General features: G+C 67.1%; 14 protein-coding genes. 7 read left to right on the top strand and 7 right to left on the bottom strand.

Annotation, left to right across the window (positions count from 1 at the left end):
• Nucleotides 1-89: 89 nt before the first annotated feature.
• The 5 genes from kdsB to HV786_RS06655 all read right to left on the bottom strand — a co-directional run bounded on the left by kdsB (nucleotide 90) and on the right by HV786_RS06655 (nucleotide 3,295).
• A complete protein-coding gene (gene kdsB / locus HV786_RS06675) occupies nucleotides 90-854 on the bottom strand; it encodes a 3-deoxy-manno-octulosonate cytidylyltransferase (RefSeq protein ID WP_142054661.1) in 765 nt (254 codons plus the stop codon).
• A 10-nt stretch (nucleotides 855-864) separates the two neighbouring features.
• The gene (locus HV786_RS06670) at nucleotides 865-1,047 is read right to left on the bottom strand and encodes a Trm112 family protein (protein WP_056324258.1); all 183 of its coding nucleotides are present in this window, start codon (nucleotides 1,045-1,047) and stop codon (nucleotides 865-867) included.
• A 69-nt stretch (nucleotides 1,048-1,116) separates the two neighbouring features.
• Nucleotides 1,117-2,265, bottom strand: coding sequence for a tetraacyldisaccharide 4'-kinase (gene lpxK, locus HV786_RS06665; RefSeq protein ID WP_175210368.1), 1,149 nt, complete (start codon nucleotides 2,263-2,265; stop codon nucleotides 1,117-1,119).
• Complete coding sequence (locus tag HV786_RS06660; RefSeq protein ID WP_062840673.1) at nucleotides 2,262-2,675, bottom strand: ExbD/TolR family protein; 414 nt, start codon at nucleotides 2,673-2,675, stop codon at nucleotides 2,262-2,264. Before HV786_RS06660 ends, lpxK begins: the two co-directional genes overlap by 4 nt.
• Nucleotides 2,672-3,295: a MotA/TolQ/ExbB proton channel family protein gene (locus tag HV786_RS06655; RefSeq protein ID WP_056324265.1), complete on the bottom strand. Its 624-nt coding sequence runs from the start codon at nucleotides 3,293-3,295 to the stop codon at nucleotides 2,672-2,674. Before HV786_RS06655 ends, HV786_RS06660 begins: the two co-directional genes overlap by 4 nt.
• A 350-nt stretch (nucleotides 3,296-3,645) precedes the next feature.
• Here HV786_RS06655 and xseA point away from each other — a divergent pair, with 350 nt between their 5' ends.
• The 6 genes from xseA (at nucleotide 3,646) to pcaF (ending at nucleotide 13,883) form a co-directional block, all read left to right on the top strand.
• Nucleotides 3,646-5,013, top strand: a complete 1,368-nt coding sequence (xseA, locus tag HV786_RS06650) for an exodeoxyribonuclease VII large subunit (RefSeq protein ID WP_175210366.1) — start codon at nucleotides 3,646-3,648, stop codon at nucleotides 5,011-5,013.
• Nucleotides 5,014-5,133: 120 nt separating this feature from the next.
• Nucleotides 5,134-8,295 (top strand): ankyrin repeat domain-containing protein, encoded by a 3,162-nt coding sequence (locus tag HV786_RS06645; RefSeq protein ID WP_254599453.1) that lies wholly within the window; start codon nucleotides 5,134-5,136, stop codon nucleotides 8,293-8,295.
• A 154-nt stretch (nucleotides 8,296-8,449) separates the two neighbouring features.
• Nucleotides 8,450-9,028 (top strand): superoxide dismutase [Fe], encoded by a 579-nt coding sequence (sodB, locus tag HV786_RS06640; protein WP_056324270.1) that lies wholly within the window; start codon nucleotides 8,450-8,452, stop codon nucleotides 9,026-9,028.
• Between the two features lie 278 nt (nucleotides 9,029-9,306).
• The gene (locus HV786_RS06635) at nucleotides 9,307-11,022 is read left to right on the top strand and encodes a methyl-accepting chemotaxis protein (protein WP_175210362.1); all 1,716 of its coding nucleotides are present in this window, start codon (nucleotides 9,307-9,309) and stop codon (nucleotides 11,020-11,022) included.
• Nucleotides 11,023-11,116: 94 nt separating this feature from the next.
• Nucleotides 11,117-12,511, top strand: coding sequence for a chloride channel protein (locus tag HV786_RS06630; protein WP_175210408.1), 1,395 nt, complete (start codon nucleotides 11,117-11,119; stop codon nucleotides 12,509-12,511).
• A 166-nt stretch (nucleotides 12,512-12,677) separates the two neighbouring features.
• A complete protein-coding gene (gene pcaF / locus HV786_RS06625; RefSeq protein ID WP_142054672.1) occupies nucleotides 12,678-13,883 on the top strand; it encodes a 3-oxoadipyl-CoA thiolase in 1,206 nt (401 codons plus the stop codon).
• Between the two features lie 97 nt (nucleotides 13,884-13,980).
• Here pcaF and HV786_RS06620 read toward each other — a convergent pair whose 3' ends face one another.
• Both HV786_RS06620 and HV786_RS06615 read right to left on the bottom strand, forming a co-directional pair.
• Entirely contained in the window at nucleotides 13,981-14,526 is a 546-nt protein-coding gene (locus HV786_RS06620; RefSeq protein ID WP_081259901.1) for a DUF192 domain-containing protein, read from the bottom strand.
• A gap of 93 nt (nucleotides 14,527-14,619) precedes the next feature.
• A complete protein-coding gene (locus HV786_RS06615; RefSeq protein ID WP_006220277.1) occupies nucleotides 14,620-14,865 on the bottom strand; it encodes a cold-shock protein in 246 nt (81 codons plus the stop codon).
• Between the two features lie 226 nt (nucleotides 14,866-15,091).
• Between HV786_RS06615 and clpS the strand changes: the two genes are divergently transcribed.
• On the top strand, nucleotides 15,092-15,406 hold the full coding sequence (clpS, locus tag HV786_RS06610) for an ATP-dependent Clp protease adapter ClpS (RefSeq protein ID WP_056324280.1): 315 nt from the start codon (nucleotides 15,092-15,094) through the stop codon (nucleotides 15,404-15,406).
• The last annotated feature ends 92 nt before the right edge of the window (nucleotides 15,407-15,498 follow it).

The raw sequence follows: 15,498 nt of genomic DNA, 5'->3' as shown, positions 1-15,498 counted from the left end.
GTGCTCCTGAAGGGGTTTATTTTTTGTGATCCGGGGGATTATGCCGCAACGCAGCAGCCAATGCGGGGCTGCGCCATGCGAAATAACCCTTATATCGGTTTGCTGTAGATCAAGCGGACGCGCTCCAGGTCGGCCGGGGTATCTACCCCGCCTGCAGGAGGCGTCGACGCCCGATGGACGACGATCGTGTGGCCATGCTCCATGGCGCGCAGTTGCTCCAGCGATTCGAAGCGTTCCAGCGTGCCTTGCGGCAGCGTGGGGAACCGGCGCAGGAACGAGGCTCGGTAGGCGTACAGGCCGATGTGATGCCACGCGGGCAGGCCGTCGGCCAGCACGCGTGCGCCGCCCGCCAGCGCGTCGCGCGCCCACGGAATGGGGGCGCGCGAAAAGTACAGCGCGCGGTCGTCCGCGGCGCAGACGAGCTTGACGACGTTGGGATTGAACAGCGCCTCGGCGTCGGCCAGCGGGCACGCGCAGGTGGCGATGTCTGCCTGCGGATAGGCCTGCAGCTTGGCGGCGACTGCGTCGATGAGTTCGGGTTCGATGAGGGGCTCGTCGCCCTGCACGTTCACGACGATCGCGTCGTCGGGCAGGCCCAGTTGCTCGACCGCCTCGGCCAGTCGGTCCGTGCCGGTGGGGTGGTCGCCGCGGGTCATCAGGGCGCGCAGCCCGTGCGCCTGCACCGCCTGCTGCACGCGCAGGTCATCGGTCGCGATGAAGATCTGCGAGGCGCCCGACAGCGCGGCGCGATCCGCGGTGCGCACGACCATGGGTTTGCCGGCGATGTCGGCAAGCGGCTTGTCGGGCAGGCGGGTCGAGGCGGTGCGCGCCGGAATGATGGCGATGAAGCTCACGATGCGGCGGTCAGCGGGGGGCTGCGGCGTCGTCCAGCGCGCGCGCTTCGGACTCCAGCATGACCGGAATGCCGTCGCGTATCGGGAAGGCCAGGCGATCCGCGCGGCAGATCAGCTCGGCCTGCTGGCGGTCGTGTTCGAGGCGGCCCTTGCACAAGGGGCAAACGAGGATGTCGAGAAGGCGGGATTCCATGACCGGGATTCTAAAACAGTTTTGCCCCCGGACAGCGCGCGGCTCGTCGGGGTTGGGCCAAGCTGCCGGTTACGCTGTTGGGTTGTGGCCCTGATTTTTGGCGCTGCCGTTCTGGCCGCTGCCCGGGCGCGCTTTTCGGGCGCGCAACGCGTCGGCCAGCCAGTCAAAGAGCGCCGGGTCGGAGAACGCGGCTTGCACGGGCACTTCCCACAGCCGGGGATCGTTCAGGGCGCCGCATTTGATGGCGTCCTTGGCGGTCACCAGGATGACGTCGGCGTCCAGCGCCTGGAACGGCGACGTGGCGTAGTCGTGGTGGTCGGGCAGCGGGAGCGTCGCGGACAGCGTGATGCCGGCTGCCCGCAGCGTGGTGAAAAAGCGCTCCGGATTGCCGATGCCGGCCGCGGCCGCGATGCGCGGCTGCCCGGCAAAGGCGGACAGCGGCTGCGTGTCACGTCCCCCGATATGGCGCGCCAGACCGGGTTCGAGCCACATCTGGACCTGGCGCGGAGGGGGGCTTGCGGTGTCTGACACCCTGGGGAGACCGCCTTCATGCCGCGAGTGTGCCGCAAGGGTGTCAGACACCGTAAGGGACTGCTCCGGCGTGCCGATGTTGGTCACCACGGCGTCCACGTCGGCCAGCCGGCTGGCGGGTTCGCGCAAGGGGCCGGCAGGCAACAGGCGCCGGTTGCCCACGCCGCGTTGGTCCTGCACCACGATTTCGATATCCCGTGCAAGCGCCAGGTGTTGCAGGCCGTCGTCCGAGACGATGACGTCAACGCGCGGGTGCGCCCGCAGCAGCGCCTGGGCCGCAAGTGCGCGCCTGGGGTGGATGGACACCGGCGCACCCGTGGCGCGGGCGATCAACGCCGGTTCGTCGCCGAAACGGGCGGCTTCCAGGTCGCCCAGTCCCACGCGGGGGTGGGGGCCGACCTTGACCCCATAGCCCCGGCTGACCACGCCCGGCGTGTAGCCGCGCGCCCGCAGGTTCTCGACCGTGGCAATCACCATGGGCGTCTTGCCCGTGCCGCCCACGAAGATGTTGCCGATCACGACCACCGGCACGGGGGCGCGGTACGCCACCTTGGCGCCGCTGGTGTAGCGTTCGCGCTTGCGCGCCACCGCCCAGGCGGTCAGCGCGGACAGGGGGCGCAGGGCGGTGGACAGCCAGCCGCCGCGCTGCCATTGGCGGGCCAGCAGTGATGCGCGTCTGTTTTTCAACGGTTGGTCTGGGCAGCGAAATTGACGCGGCCGATGCCGGCGAGGCGGGCTGCTTCCATGATGTTGATCACGGACTGGTGGGTGGCCTGGGCGTCGGCGTTGATGATGATGAGCGGCTCGGTCTTGCCGGCCGCGGCCTGGCGCAGCGCCTCGGCGATTTCGGGTGGGGTCGAGACGTCGATCAGGGTGCCATTCAGGGCGTAGCGGCCATCCTGGCTGACCGCGACTTCCAGCGCGGGGGGCGTGTCCTGTTCGGAGGACGCCTGCGGCAGCGTTACCTTCAACTGCGTGAAGCGGGTGAACGAGGTGGTGGCCGCCAGGAATATCAGGATGACCAGCAGGACGTCGATCAGCGGGATCAAGTTGATGTCCAGCTCATCGCGTTCGCCCCGGGATCCGCGGAAATTCATGGACGGGCCTCGCGGGGGGCGCGCGCCGGCGCGAGGGCGCGGATCAGGCGCGAGGCGGCCTGTTCCATCGCATTGAGGTAGTTGTCGACGCGGCCGCGCAGGTAGCGGTGCGCGATCATGGCGGGAATGGCGATGAGAATGCCGAAACCGGTGTTGTACAGGGCGATCGAGATGCCGCGCGCCAATTGGGCCGGATCGCCGCCGCCGGGGGTGTAGGAGCCGAAGATTTCGATCATGCCGACGACGGTGCCGAACAGGCCCATCAGCGGCGCGACCACGGCGATGGTGCCGATGGCGGAAATGTAGCGGGAGAGATCATGCGCGACGGCGCGGCCCGTGTCTTCGACCACGTTGCGCAGCTCTTCACGGGGCAGGTGGCGGTGACGCATCACTTCGGCCAGCACGCGGCCCAGCGGCGAATTGCGTTCCAGCCGGTGGATCGATTCCGGTGTGTCCTGGTGATTGCGCAGCATATCGGCGACCTGATCGTTCAGGCCGCGCGGCATCACCAGGCTTCGGCGCAGGGACAGGAAGCGCTCGAAGATCAGCGCCAAGCCCAGCACGGATGTCGCCAGCAGGGGCCAGATGGGCCAGCCGGCCTCGCGCAGAATGGAAAGCAAAGCGTCAACTCCTGAGAAGCCGAAGGCGCCGGATGGGGCGCGTCGTGGCGTCTGAACAAGCCGAAACTGTAACGGCGCGGCGCGCATGTGGCAAGGCGGGGCGATCCCAAGCTATCCACAGAATCTGTGGATAATTCTGTGTAGAACTCAGCCAGAAGGCTTATGGGCACAGGGCTTGCGCTTGTTTGCTTCAATTGAGCGCAGCGCCTTATCGCATAAAAGAATATATAAATCATGTACTTATGTCGAATTTGCTGCGTTTCTGGGCCGTTGCTGCAAATTCCTGGGGACGCGGTATCATTGCGGCCCGCTCCGCCTGCCCTGTGGACAGGTTCGCATCGGAAAGCCCCATGACAATTGAACTCCCAGTCACAAACAACGCATTTGCGCGGGAAATCCTTACAGTTGCCCAGTTGAACCAAGCAGTGGGGCAGTTGTTGGAGCGCAGCATCCCGGCGCTGTGGGTGCGTGGAGAGATTTCCAACTTCACGCAGGCGGCATCCGGGCATTGGTACTTCACGCTCAAGGACAGCCGGGCCGCCGTGCGGGCCGTCATGTTCCGAAGCCGTGCCAGCGCCGTGGGTTTCGTGCCCCGGGCCGGCGATCAGGTCGAGATACGCGCCCGGGTTTCGCTGTACGAGCCGCGGGGCGACTATCAGCTACAGGCTGACGCCATGCGACGGGCAGGATTAGGCAATCTGTACGAGGCCTTTCTGCGACTGAAAGAGCAACTGGCCTCCGAGGGGCTGTTCGATCCGGCCCGCAAGCGCGAGCCGGTCCGGCTTCCCCGCGCGATCGGCGTGATCACCTCGCTGCATGCGGCGGCGCTGCGCGACGTGCTGTCGGCGCTGGCGCGGCGGGCGCCACAGGTTCCGGTCATCATCTATCCGGCCCCGGTTCAGGGTGCGGACGCCGCGAGCAAGCTGGCCGCCCAATTGCGTCTGGCCAATGAACGGGCCGAAGTGGATACGCTGCTGCTCGTGCGCGGCGGCGGCAGCATCGAAGACCTCTGGAGCTTCAACGACGAGGACCTGGCGCGCCAGGTGGCGGTCAGCGAGATCCCCGTCATCAGCGGCGTGGGCCACGAGACCGATTTCACCATCGTGGACTTCGTATCCGATCTGCGGGCGCCCACGCCCACTGCCGCGGCCGAACTGGCATGCGCGCCGCGCGCCGAATTGCTCGGCCACGTCATGCAGACCCTGCAAACGATGGTGCGGGGCCAGCAACGGCGGCTTGAGCGGGCGGCGCAGCGTCTGGATCGCGCCACCGCGCAGCTCGTTTCCCCGGCGCAGCGCTTGCAGCACCAGCGCGAACGCTTGAACAGCCTGCAGTACCGCCTGGCCTCGGCCTGGTCGGCGCCGCAAGGACGGCGCACCGCGCGGGTCAATCTGCTGGCGCAGCGCCTGACCCATCGCGTGCCCGACACGGGCCGGGCGGCGGAACGCCTGGCCGGCGCCGTGCGCCATCTGGGCCAGGCCCAGGCGCGATTGCTCGTGGAGCGTCGCAACCGGCTTGCCGCCGCTTCCGCGCAGTTGCGCGCGTTGGATCCGGGCAACACGCTCGCACGCGGTTACGCGATCGCGCGCGACGAGCAGGGCCGCATTGTTCGCGACGCGGCTGCGCTATCGGCGGGCCAGCCGCTGGACCTGAGCTTCGCGCAGGGCGGCGCGCAGGTCCAGGTGCAATCGACGCGTTCCACGCGCGACCCGGGCTGATCTTTCCGCGCCGCAAATCCTTTCCACCCAAACCATGGCGGCAGGATGTTCCAAGACAGAAATCTGAAATGGGCGGCTACCGGTCTGGCCGCGGCGATATGGGCAACGGGGGTTGGCTCCGTGGCCCACGCGGACATCGCTACCAATTCTCTGGCGGCGGCAGCGCCCGCAGCTAGCGCGCCCTCAGTCACGCCGCCCACAGCAGCAGCCGCCGATTGCAACTGCGCGTCGCCGTACCGCGAGTACAAAAACGCCGATACCCCGCAGACCGAGGCGCTGTTCGCGGCAGTCAGCCGCAACGACGAGGCGGCGTTCCTGGCCGCGCTGGCACAGGTGGAACGCCCTGGCGACTATGCCCTGAAGGGCGTGCCGTTGCTGCACGCTTTGCTGATGCCGCCCCGCGGCCTGCGATCGCAGTACGTGTATTGGGACCTCACGCCGGAAGATTCCGCGCGGCTGCGTCAGGCCCACGAGGCCGGCCTGCCGGCCCGCGCGCGCATGCTGGCGGCATTGCTGGCCACCAAGCCAGCGCTGGATGACATCACGTACGAGTCGCGGCGCCCGCCGCTGCACCTGGCGCTGCTGTACGGCACGCCAGAGACGATGGAGGCGCTGCTGGCCGCAGGCGCCAACCCGGACCAGCGCGGCGACGGCAACGACACGCCCCTGGAATTCCTGCTGAATCGCGATTTCGAATATGCGGTGCGCATGACCTACCTGCCGCGCCTTGTCGACCGCAAGCCCATGACGCGGATGGTGGTTGCCTTGTTCGGCGCCGGCGCCAGCCGCCCCTATGCGGCGCTGGACGCCGCAGACAAGGCCGCCGCGTCGAGCGCGATGACGGACGGACAAGGCCGGGTGCGGCCGGCGGCCGACTTCCTGTGCTGGCTCCCGTTGGTGGAATTGACCGAAGGTGCAGAAGCCCTGCGCGCGTTGGCTGCCTCGGGCAGCCGTCCCGCTTATGAAGAGGAGCTGACCGCGCTGGCGTTCGCCGCCTACCAGGGTGATGCGCAGGCGGTGTCGTTCTTGATGGAGCAGGGACCGCGCACGATCCCCGCCACGGGGTGGGGCGAGAGCGGGGAACGCGATGTGTGGCTGGACGCGGCGCAGGCGGCGGTCGAAGGCGGGCACCCCGAGGCCGCCGGGTTGCTGCTGCGCGCGGACATGCCCTTTGCGCAACGCGGCCCGCAGGTGGGCTCAGGCGGTCTGCTCTTCGCCAAACCCGAGATGGGCAACCGGCCCATCATGAACCTGGCCGCGCAGCGCGGCGACGCGCAGACGGTGCGGCGCCTGCTGGCCCTGGGTGCGCCGGTCGATGGCGACCCCGCGGAGCCGCATGGCAACACGCCGCTGGCCGATGCCGTGCAAGCCGGCAAGCCTGACGTCGTCAAGACGCTGCTCGCCGGGGGCGCCGATCCCGGCTTGCGGCGCGACGGCTACGACCGCCAGTCGGCGCTGGATGCCGCGGTGCGGGCCGGGGACACGACGCTGCTGCGCACCCTCTTGTCCGCGATGACGCCCGACGCCTTGCGCGCGGCGCTGCAGGATCCCGGCAACTCGCCGGTGGCTCAGCTGTTGCGGCAACCGGGCGGGCAGGGCGCGGTGGTCCTGCGCATGTTCGCGGACGCGGGGTTCGACATGAAAACCCTGGACGCGGGCGCCATCCGCCAGGCGCTGGAAAACAGCGATACGGCGCTGGCCCTGATGCTGATCGACGCTGGCGTGCCGGTGAACCCGCCGGCGCCGGCAGCCGGGCGGAATGCCGCGCCAGCGGGGCCGGAGGATGCGCGCGGCACGCCGCCCCTGTTGCTGGCGGCCACGTCCGGCCACGTCGCCGTCGTCGACGCGCTGCTCGCCAAGGGCGCGGACCCGGCCGCCATCGCACCGGACGGCGAGAGCGCCTTGTATTGGCTGATCGGCCGTCAGGACGCCGCCATGCTGGATCGGCTGCTGCGCGCCGGCGCCCGGTTCGACGACCCGCGGCTACCGGCAGCGCCCAACCCCTACGCGCTGCTCAACGCCGCCGTGGTGTCGGGCGACATCGACACGGTGCGCCGCGTAAGCGCCGCGAATGGCCAGGCGATCGCGCAGGCCTGCCTGCCGGACAACGCCGAGTTCGTGCTGGTCGACAAGCCCGGCTACTTTGCGCAACTGCATGCGGCCGGGTTCACCGGCCACGAATCGGCATGCGCGCGTGATGGATGCCGCTTGTCCGAGCGCGTCGTGTCGATGCTGTTGCAAAGCCGGCAACTGATCACCGCTCGGCACGACACCGTGGTCCAGGTGCTGCGCCAGTTCAAGGACGCGGGAACCGACCTGGATGCGCCGGTGGCCGGCGAGGACACGCCGCTGACGGCTGCGATACGGCTGGGCCGCCAGGACCTGGCGAATGCGCTGCTGGAGGCGGGCGCGAGCCCTGACGCCGGCGCTGCCTCTCGTGGCGGGCCTGCGTGGGTTGCGCTCGAAACCGGCCAGCCCGGGATGCTGGCCTTGCTGGCGCGGCATCACGCGCGGTTCGATGCGGCTGTCGCGCCCGCCGGGCAGTCGTTTCGCATGGCGCTCGTCTGCCAGTCCGATCCGGTCTTCGCGCAGACCCTGCAGGACGCGGGCGTTACGCTGCAGACGGACTGCGCGCCACCGGCCGCGCAAGGCCGGCGCCTGGGCACGAAGGCCGCGAACAAATCCACCGAAGCCATCCGCGTTCCAGGACACTATTTCCTCGGCGGTGTCCGGGAGGTCGGCAGCGAATTGCTGCTGCGCGACGACGGCAGCTTTGAATACTTCCTGAGCTATGGCGCCGTCGACATCAACGCGCGCGGAGCCTGGCGCGCCGACGGCAAGCAGATTTTCCTGGACACGCCGCCGCTGCGGCCGTTTTCCGCCATCGCCGATGTGCGCGCCGACAGTCTGCCCGCAGAGCCCGGCATGCTGACGGTGCGGGTGTATCACCGCGGCAGGCCGGTCAGCATCGATGTGGCGGCGTCGTCGGCAGACGCCGATTACGGCGGCGGGCCGCGCCGATCGGAAGGCGCGGACGGCGTCAGCGTGCCCATCGCCGAGGGCGCGCTGAAGTCCCTGGCCGTATTCGTGCCGTTGCCGGCTGGCGAACGCTGGCATGAGGTGGACGTGAGTCGCATCGATCCGGCCACCCGGTCCATTCGCATCGATATCGACGTGCCGGACGCCGCGGCCAGCGCGCCGCTGCACAAAGTCCTGGCCGTGGCCGACGACGGCGCCTTGGTCGAGACGGCCGGCGGCAGGGAACTGCGCTACACGAAGTGACGCGATGCCCGCGGTCTCGCGCGGGCGCCTGGACGGCCCGGTAATAAGCATGTGCCCGTTAACCCCGCGCCAGCGCGGGGTTAACACGGTATCCTCAGGAGTTGCCGATACAATTGACCGGCTTGATCGTGCTCTCAACAGAAGGAACCATCACATGGCACATACTCTTCCCCCCCTGCCTTACGAACTCGACGCCCTGGCGCCGCACATCTCCAAGGAAACGCTGGAGTTCCACTACGGCAAGCATCACCAGACGTACGTCACGAATCTGAACAACCTGATCCCGGGCACGGAATTCGAAACGCTGTCGCTGGAAGACATCGTGAAGAAGTCCTCGGGTGGCATTTTCAACAACGCCGCTCAGGTCTGGAACCACACCTTCTACTGGAACAGCCTGGCTCCCAAGGCCGGCGGTGCTCCTACCGGCGCGCTGGCTGACGCCATCAACGCCAAGTGGGGCAGCTTCGACGCCTTCAAGGAAGCCTTCAACAAGTCGGCTGCCGGCAACTTCGGTTCGGGCTGGACCTGGCTGGTCAAGAAGGCCGACGGCTCGGTCGACATCGTCAACACCAGCAATGCCGCCACCCCGCTCACGACGGCCGACAAGCCGCTGCTCACCTGTGATGTCTGGGAACACGCGTACTACATCGACTACCGCAACGCGCGTCCCAAGTACCTGGAGAATTTCTGGGCACTGGCTAACTGGGATTTCGCGGCGAAGAACTTCGCCTGATTTCCGGTCCCGGGCGCCGTGCGGCCCTAGCGCCGCACCCCGCGGAAACGACCCCTCGCCCCGGCGAGGGGTTTTCTTTTGTTCAGGAAAAATTCAGTTTCAAAAACCCCTGTCGATTGTCGAGTTCATTACACGAAACTGACAGGGGAACTGGCTTCTCTTCAGGGCAAGTCCTAAGCCAAACGTCGCTATCGTTCCCTCCGGCCTGCGCCTGCACCCCGGAGCGCAGGGCTGCGGCAACGCCGCCACAAGCCGGGGCACTCACAGGGAAGGGAAGCATGTTGCGGTTATTTTCGGGAATGCGCATCGGGGCACGCCTGACGGGCGCGTTTTTGCTGGTGGCGGTGATAGGCGGTGCGATCGGGGCCTTCGGCGTATGGGGGCTGTCGCGAATCAATGAAATGAATGACAGGCTTTACGACACCGAACTGCGCGGCATTTCGGATCTGAAGGAAGCCAACCTCAACCTCATCTACGCGGGGCGTGCGCGTAACGCATACCTGGCCGCCTCCTCCGAGGAAGCGCGGCTGGCGCTGCGCAAGCAGTTCGACGATGCGGTCAGGACCATGGATGGCCTGCGGGACAAGGCGGCCGAGAATTTCTACGGCGAACCGGCCAAGCGCCTGCTGGCGCAGTTCAATGAAACCGAGCAGGCATGGAAGCGCGAGGCCATGGCGTTCTTCGAGGCGGCCAAGTCGCAGCCGCTGACGCAGACCGACGCGCGCGTGGCCGAAATCGACAAGCGCGTCATCGCGACGTCGCAAAAACTCGATGACCTGATGACCGACCTGGCAGTCAACAAGGAAAAGTCCGCCGAGCTTTCCGTGCAGGACGGAACGGATCTCTACAACACGGTTCGCGCTGTCATGATCGCGCTTGCGATCGCCGGCGTGGCCATCGGCATGCTGCTGGGATGGCTGGTGACGCGAGGCATCGTGCGTCCGCTGAGCGAGGCCGTGTCGGCGGCGCGCCAGGTGGCCGCGGGCGACCTGACTGCCGATATCCGCGTCGCCACGCGCGACGAAACCGGCGACCTGATGGCGGCGCTCAAGGCCATGAACGAAAGCCTGGCTCGCATCGTCAAGGACGTGCGCGACGGCTGTGAGAACATCGCTTCGGCGTCGTCCCAGATTGCGCAGGGCAACTCCGACCTGTCGCAGCGCACGGAAGAGCAGGCGTCCTCGCTGGAAGAGACCGCGGCGTCGATGGAGCAACTGACGAGCACGGTGCAGCAAAACGCCACCAACGCCGGGGAAGCCGACCGTCTGGTCAGCCAGGCGTCCAGCGTTGCCGTGCGCGGCGGCGAAGTGGTCGAAGGCGTGGTGCAGACCATGAGCGCAATTTCCGACAGCTCGCGCCGGATCGCCGACATCACGGGCGTGATCGACGGCATTGCATTCCAGACCAACATCCTGGCGCTCAATGCCGCGGTGGAAGCCGCGCGTGCGGGCGAGCAGGGCCGCGGCTTTGCCGTCGTGGCGGGCGAGGTGCGCACGCTGGCCCAGCGTTCGGCCGTGGCCGCCAAGGAGATCAAGGCCTTGATCGACGAATCGGTGACCCGCGTCGAAGGCGGCACGCGTCAGGTCGACGAAGCCGGACGCACGATGCGCGAAGTGGTCGACAGCGTGCGCCAGGTCGCAACCCTGGTGCGCGAGATCTCCGGCGCCTCGGAAGAGCAATCGGCCGGCATCGGCCAGGTGAATCAGGCCGTGTCGCAGATGGACGCCGTGACCCAGCAGAACGCCGCCTTGGTCGAGGAAGCGGCAGCGGCCGCAGCCAGCATGCAGGAACAGGCCACCCGCCTGGCGCAGGAAGTGCGCCGCTTCAAGGTCGATGCGGGCGGCGCGACGGCGGTTCAGGCGCAAGCCCGGTTGCTGCCGTCGGAACGCACCGCCGCGCGCAAGCCCGCCGCTGCCGCGCAGGCCGCACGCCCGGTGCAGGCCCGGCCCGCCCTGGCCAACGCCTCGCAGGACGACGACTGGTCGTCCTTCTAAGGCGGCTGGCCCCGCGATGGGCGGCGGCCATTCGGTTACGGGTCAGGAGGGGATGGTATGGTTGGCAACCCGCCACGCCACCCATTTCTCGTCCATGTCCCTGCCCGACCCCGTCCGCCGCGTCATTGCCCGAACACGCCGGCTCACGCGCCGCAAGGTGCGTCAGGTCAACCGGCTGTCACGCAAAAGCGTGCAACTGGGGCTGCTGCTGGGCGGCGCCGCGCTGGTGGCGCTCATGTCGCTGGGTTTTGCCTACTTGGCCGATAAGGCGCTGGCCTGGAATCGCCAGTGGGTGGCCTACAACGGATGGCTCGCGCTGCTGGTGATGCCGTTCGGCCTTGCCGCCTTGCGCTGGCTCACGCTGCGCTTCGCGCCCAATGCCTCGGGCAGCGGCATTCCCCAGGTCATCGGCGCGTTGTCGCTGCCGCCGGGCCCCAGCCAAAGCAGCCTGGTGTCCTTGGCGCAAAGCCTTTGGAAAATTCCGTTGGCGTTCTTTGGCATGCTGGCGGGCGCGTCGATTGGCCGCGAGGGGCCTTCGGTGCAGGTCGGCGCGGCGCTGATGCTGGCATGGGGCGACTTCTGGAAGCGCCGCGGCCTGCAGCTGCGCGGCTTTCACGCCAACGAGCTGATCGCCGCGGGCGCCGCGGGCGGCCTGGCGGCGGCATTCAACGCGCCGCTGGCCGGGGTCATTTTCGCGATCGAGGAACTGGGCCGCGGCACGGTGCTGCGCTGGCAGCGGCTGGTGCTGATCGGCGTGTTGGCCGCCGGCTTCCTGGTCGTGGCCGTTGAAGGCAACAATCCCTATTTCGGCGTGTTCGGCGGCGCGCCGCTGTCCCAGAACATGCTGATGTGGATCGTCATCTGCGGCGCGCTCAACGGCGCGCTGGGCGGCATCTTCGCGCGGTTGCTGGGCAAGGGCCCCGTCCTGGCGGCGCCGCAATCGTGGCGCGGCTGGATCCGGGCGCATCCGATCTGGACGGCGTTCATCATGGGCCTGGCCCTGGCGGTCATCGGCCTGTGCACCGCGGGCAGCGTCTACGGCACCGGCTACGCCGCCGCCGCCGATCTGCTCAACGGGAAGGACTCGGTGCCGGACGGCTTTGGCATCGCGAAGCTGTTCGCGACCGTGGCGTCGTACTGGGCGGGCATTCCTGGCGGCATCTTCACGCCGGCGCTGACCACGGGCGCGGGCATCGGCCACCACATCTGGGAGCTCGCGGGCAACGGGGTCGACCAGCGCGTGCTGGTATTGGTGTCGATGGCCGCGTTTCTGGCGGCCGCCACGCAGGCGCCGTTGACGGCCAGCGTGGTGGTGATGGAAATGACGGGCAGCCAGCCCATGCTGTTCTGGCTGCTGGTGGCGTCGCTGCTGGCGTCCGGCGTGTCCCGCCAATTCTGCCCGCAACCGTTCTACCATCTGGCGGCCGGCCGTTTCCGCCGGCAAGCCATCGTCGAGGCGGGCCGCGCAGCCAAGGCCGGGACGCCCTGATCGCGTGCATGGGCGCCCGTTTTCGGGCGCGGCACGACGGACTAATGTGAACGTCCATTGGACACTGTCCGTGCAGCGGACATCCATGCAACGCACCAACTTGGCGCGAAACTGCTGCGTTAAGATCGTCCGATCCCGAGTTCTTTCACTTCACTCCGAGCTTCCCATGACCGTGAATGCCTTTATCTGTGATGCGATCCGTACCCCCTTCGGCCGCTATGGCGGTGCGCTGGCTTCCGTACGGCCCGACGATCTGGCTGCCGTAGCCATCAAGGCCCTCGTGGCGCGCAACCCCGGCGTGCGCTGGGAAGAACTCGACGACGCGATCATGGGCTGCGCCAACCAGGCGGGCGAAGACAACCGCAACGTGGCCCGCATGGCCACGCTGCTGGCAGGCCTGCCGATCGAAGTGCCCGGCGCCACCGTCAACCGCCTGTGCGGCTCCGGCCTGGATGCCATCGGCACCGCCGCGCGTGCCATCCGCGCCGGTGAAGCCGGCCTGATGCTGGCTGGTGGCGTGGAAAGCATGAGCCGCGCCCCGTTCGTCATGGGCAAGGCCGACAGCGCCTTCTCGCGCAGCGCCGCCATCTACGACACCACCATCGGCTGGCGCTTCATCAACAAGCTGATGAAGGCGCAGTACGGCGTGGACTCGATGCCCGAGACCGCCGAAAACGTCGCCGACGACTTCAACATCAGCCGCGCCGACCAGGATCTGTTCGCGTTGGCCAGCCAGGAAAAGACCGCTCGCGCACAGAAGGAAGGTGTCTTCGACGCCGAGATCGTGCCCGTGTCGATCGCCCAGAAGAAGGGCGATCCCATCGTCGTGTCCAAGGACGAGCACCCGCGTGAAACGTCGCTGGAGTCGCTGGCCAAGTTGAAGGGTGTGGTCCGCGAAGGCGGCAGCGTCACCGCCGGCAACGCGTCGGGCGTGAACGACGGCGCCGCCGCGCTGCTGCTGGCCGACGAAAAGGCCGCCGCCCGTCATGGCCTGACCCCGCGCGCCCGCGTGGTCGGCATGGCGACCGCCGGCGTCGCGCCGCGCATCATGGGTATCGGCCCGGCGCCCGCCACGCAAAAGGTGCTGGCCCAGACCGGCCTGACGCTGGATCAGATGGACGTGATCGAACTGAACGAAGCGTTTGCGGCGCAAGGCCTGGCTGTGCTGCGTCAGCTCGGCATCGCCGACAACGACCCGCGCGTGAACCCGAACGGCGGCGCCATCGCCCTGGGCCATCCGCTGGGCGCCAGCGGCGCGCGTCTGGCCACCACGGCCATCAACCAGCTTCATCGCACCGGTGGCCGTTATGCCCTGTGCACGATGTGCATCGGCGTCGGCCAAGGCATCGCGCTGATCGTCGAGCGCGTGTAACGCAGTGACCTCGGGCGGACAGTACCCGCCGCCCCAACGACAAGGGAGCCCTCGGGCTCCCTTTGTCTTGTATCGGTTCTGACAGTTGCCGGCCGAATCAGGGCAGCCCGTCCAGCTTCTTGCCCGCGGAGATGCCGTGCGCGTCGAACCATCCTTGGGCCATTTCCAGCGCGTAGCGGACCGGCTTTTTCGCACAATGGGGATCTTCGGTCTGCGGCGCCATGTCCTCGATGTTGACGATCGTGCCGTCGTCGGCGATAAAGGCAATCGACAGGGGCAGCAGCGTGTTGCGCATCCAGAAGCACTGCACGTCCGGGCGGTCAAAGACGAACAGCATGCCGTCGTTGCCCGGCAGTTCCCTGCGGAACATCAGGCCGTCGCGCCGCGTGGCGTCCGTGTCTGCGACTTCCGCGCGGATAATATGGATGCCGGCCGACAGTTGCGTGGTCGGCAATTTTGGTTGCGGACCGGTCTGTTGCTGGGCGCTGGCCGGCAGGGGCAGGGCGGCGGTTGCGAACGCGATGGCTGCGGCGGCAATTACCGAACCCTTGCGGCCCGCCGAAGTGCCCGCTGACGATGCCTTGGTGAACGTTGTTTTGAACAGTGAGCGCACAATGGGAAACAAAACGGCAATCTTCAGCATGGTCCGGCGGAGTAATTAGAAAATAACAAGGCGGGGCCCGAAAGCCCCGCCTGGATAATGGCGCAACCTTACCGTTGCGCTTTAAAGGGTAACTCAGGCTGCCGTAATATTGAGCGCCTGTTTGCCTTTAGGCCCCTGAATAATCTCGAAGGCCACTTTCTGGCCTTCTTTCAGGGTTTTAAAACCATTCATCTGGATGGACGAGAAGTGGGCGAACAGATCTTCACCGCCATCGTCGGGCGTAATGAAGCCAAACCCCTTTGCATCGTTGAACCATTTGACGGTGCCCGTCGATTTGGGATTGTCCCCTTGGACGGCGGTTGCGGTCGTATCAGACATGCGGCCTGCCTCATTGAATCGTATGTTGACAGAAGGGCATTGCGGTCTAGACCCCTGTCCCCCCTCCGGCTTCCTGGCAGATTTTCGGTAAATTGAAAACCCCAGAATGCGTGGATAATGCGCCGCTTTTCTTGACCTAGTCAAGTATGGATACTACGTATTTCTGCGTGTAATTTTCAGTAAGTTGAGTGGTTGCCGTCCCCAGTTTAAATAGAATACCCGCCCTATGAGTTCTACCTTGGATTCCCAGCATGACTTGGTCGTCGAAAAGGCGCCGGCTCGCGCTGCGCCGCCACCGATGTACCAGGTGCTGCTGCTCAATGACGACTACACCCCGATGGAGTTCGTCGTGAAAGTGCTGCAGAAATTCTTCAATAAGAATCAGGAAGAGGCGACGCGGATCATGCTGCAGGTCCATCACGAAGGTCGAGGCGTCTGCGGCGTTTACCCGCGCGACCTCGCGGCCACGCGCATCGCGCAGGTCGGTCAATATGCGCGGGCGCGCCAGCACCCGTTGCAGTGCGTGATGGAACCGGTTTGAAAACGAAAAAAGTCAGCGCCGCCAGCAATGGCGGCGTTGTGCTGCCGGTTGCATCCCGGATGACGGGATGAACGGTTTTGCCGCGTAACGGG

The sequence above is a fragment of the Achromobacter mucicolens genome (assembly GCF_902859725.1).
GTDB lineage: Bacteria > Pseudomonadota > Gammaproteobacteria > Burkholderiales > Burkholderiaceae_B > Achromobacter > Achromobacter mucicolens.
This window is presented reverse-complemented; position numbering and strand designations above follow the sequence as displayed.

What these genes read in the sequence shown, in the direction of transcription:
- pcaF (WP_142054672.1), top strand. Translation starts at nt 12,678, where the DNA reads ATGACCGTGAATGCCTTTATCTGTGATGCGATCCGTACCCCCTTCGGC.
- HV786_RS06620 (WP_081259901.1), bottom strand. Translation starts at nt 14,526, where the DNA reads ATGCTGAAGATTGCCGTTTTGTTTCCCATTGTGCGCTCACTGTTCAAA.
- HV786_RS06660 (WP_062840673.1), bottom strand. Translation starts at nt 2,675, where the DNA reads ATGAATTTCCGCGGATCCCGGGGCGAACGCGATGAGCTGGACATCAAC.
- sodB (WP_056324270.1), top strand. Translation starts at nt 8,450, where the DNA reads ATGGCACATACTCTTCCCCCCCTGCCTTACGAACTCGACGCCCTGGCG.
- clpS (WP_056324280.1), top strand. Translation starts at nt 15,092, where the DNA reads ATGAGTTCTACCTTGGATTCCCAGCATGACTTGGTCGTCGAAAAGGCG.
- HV786_RS06615 (WP_006220277.1), bottom strand. Translation starts at nt 14,865, where the DNA reads ATGTCTGATACGACCGCAACCGCCGTCCAAGGGGACAATCCCAAATCG.
- xseA (WP_175210366.1), top strand. Translation starts at nt 3,646, where the DNA reads ATGACAATTGAACTCCCAGTCACAAACAACGCATTTGCGCGGGAAATC.
- HV786_RS06670 (WP_056324258.1), bottom strand. Translation starts at nt 1,047, where the DNA reads ATGGAATCCCGCCTTCTCGACATCCTCGTTTGCCCCTTGTGCAAGGGC.
- HV786_RS06630 (WP_175210408.1), top strand. Translation starts at nt 11,117, where the DNA reads ATGTCCCTGCCCGACCCCGTCCGCCGCGTCATTGCCCGAACACGCCGG.
- HV786_RS06635 (WP_175210362.1), top strand. Translation starts at nt 9,307, where the DNA reads ATGTTGCGGTTATTTTCGGGAATGCGCATCGGGGCACGCCTGACGGGC.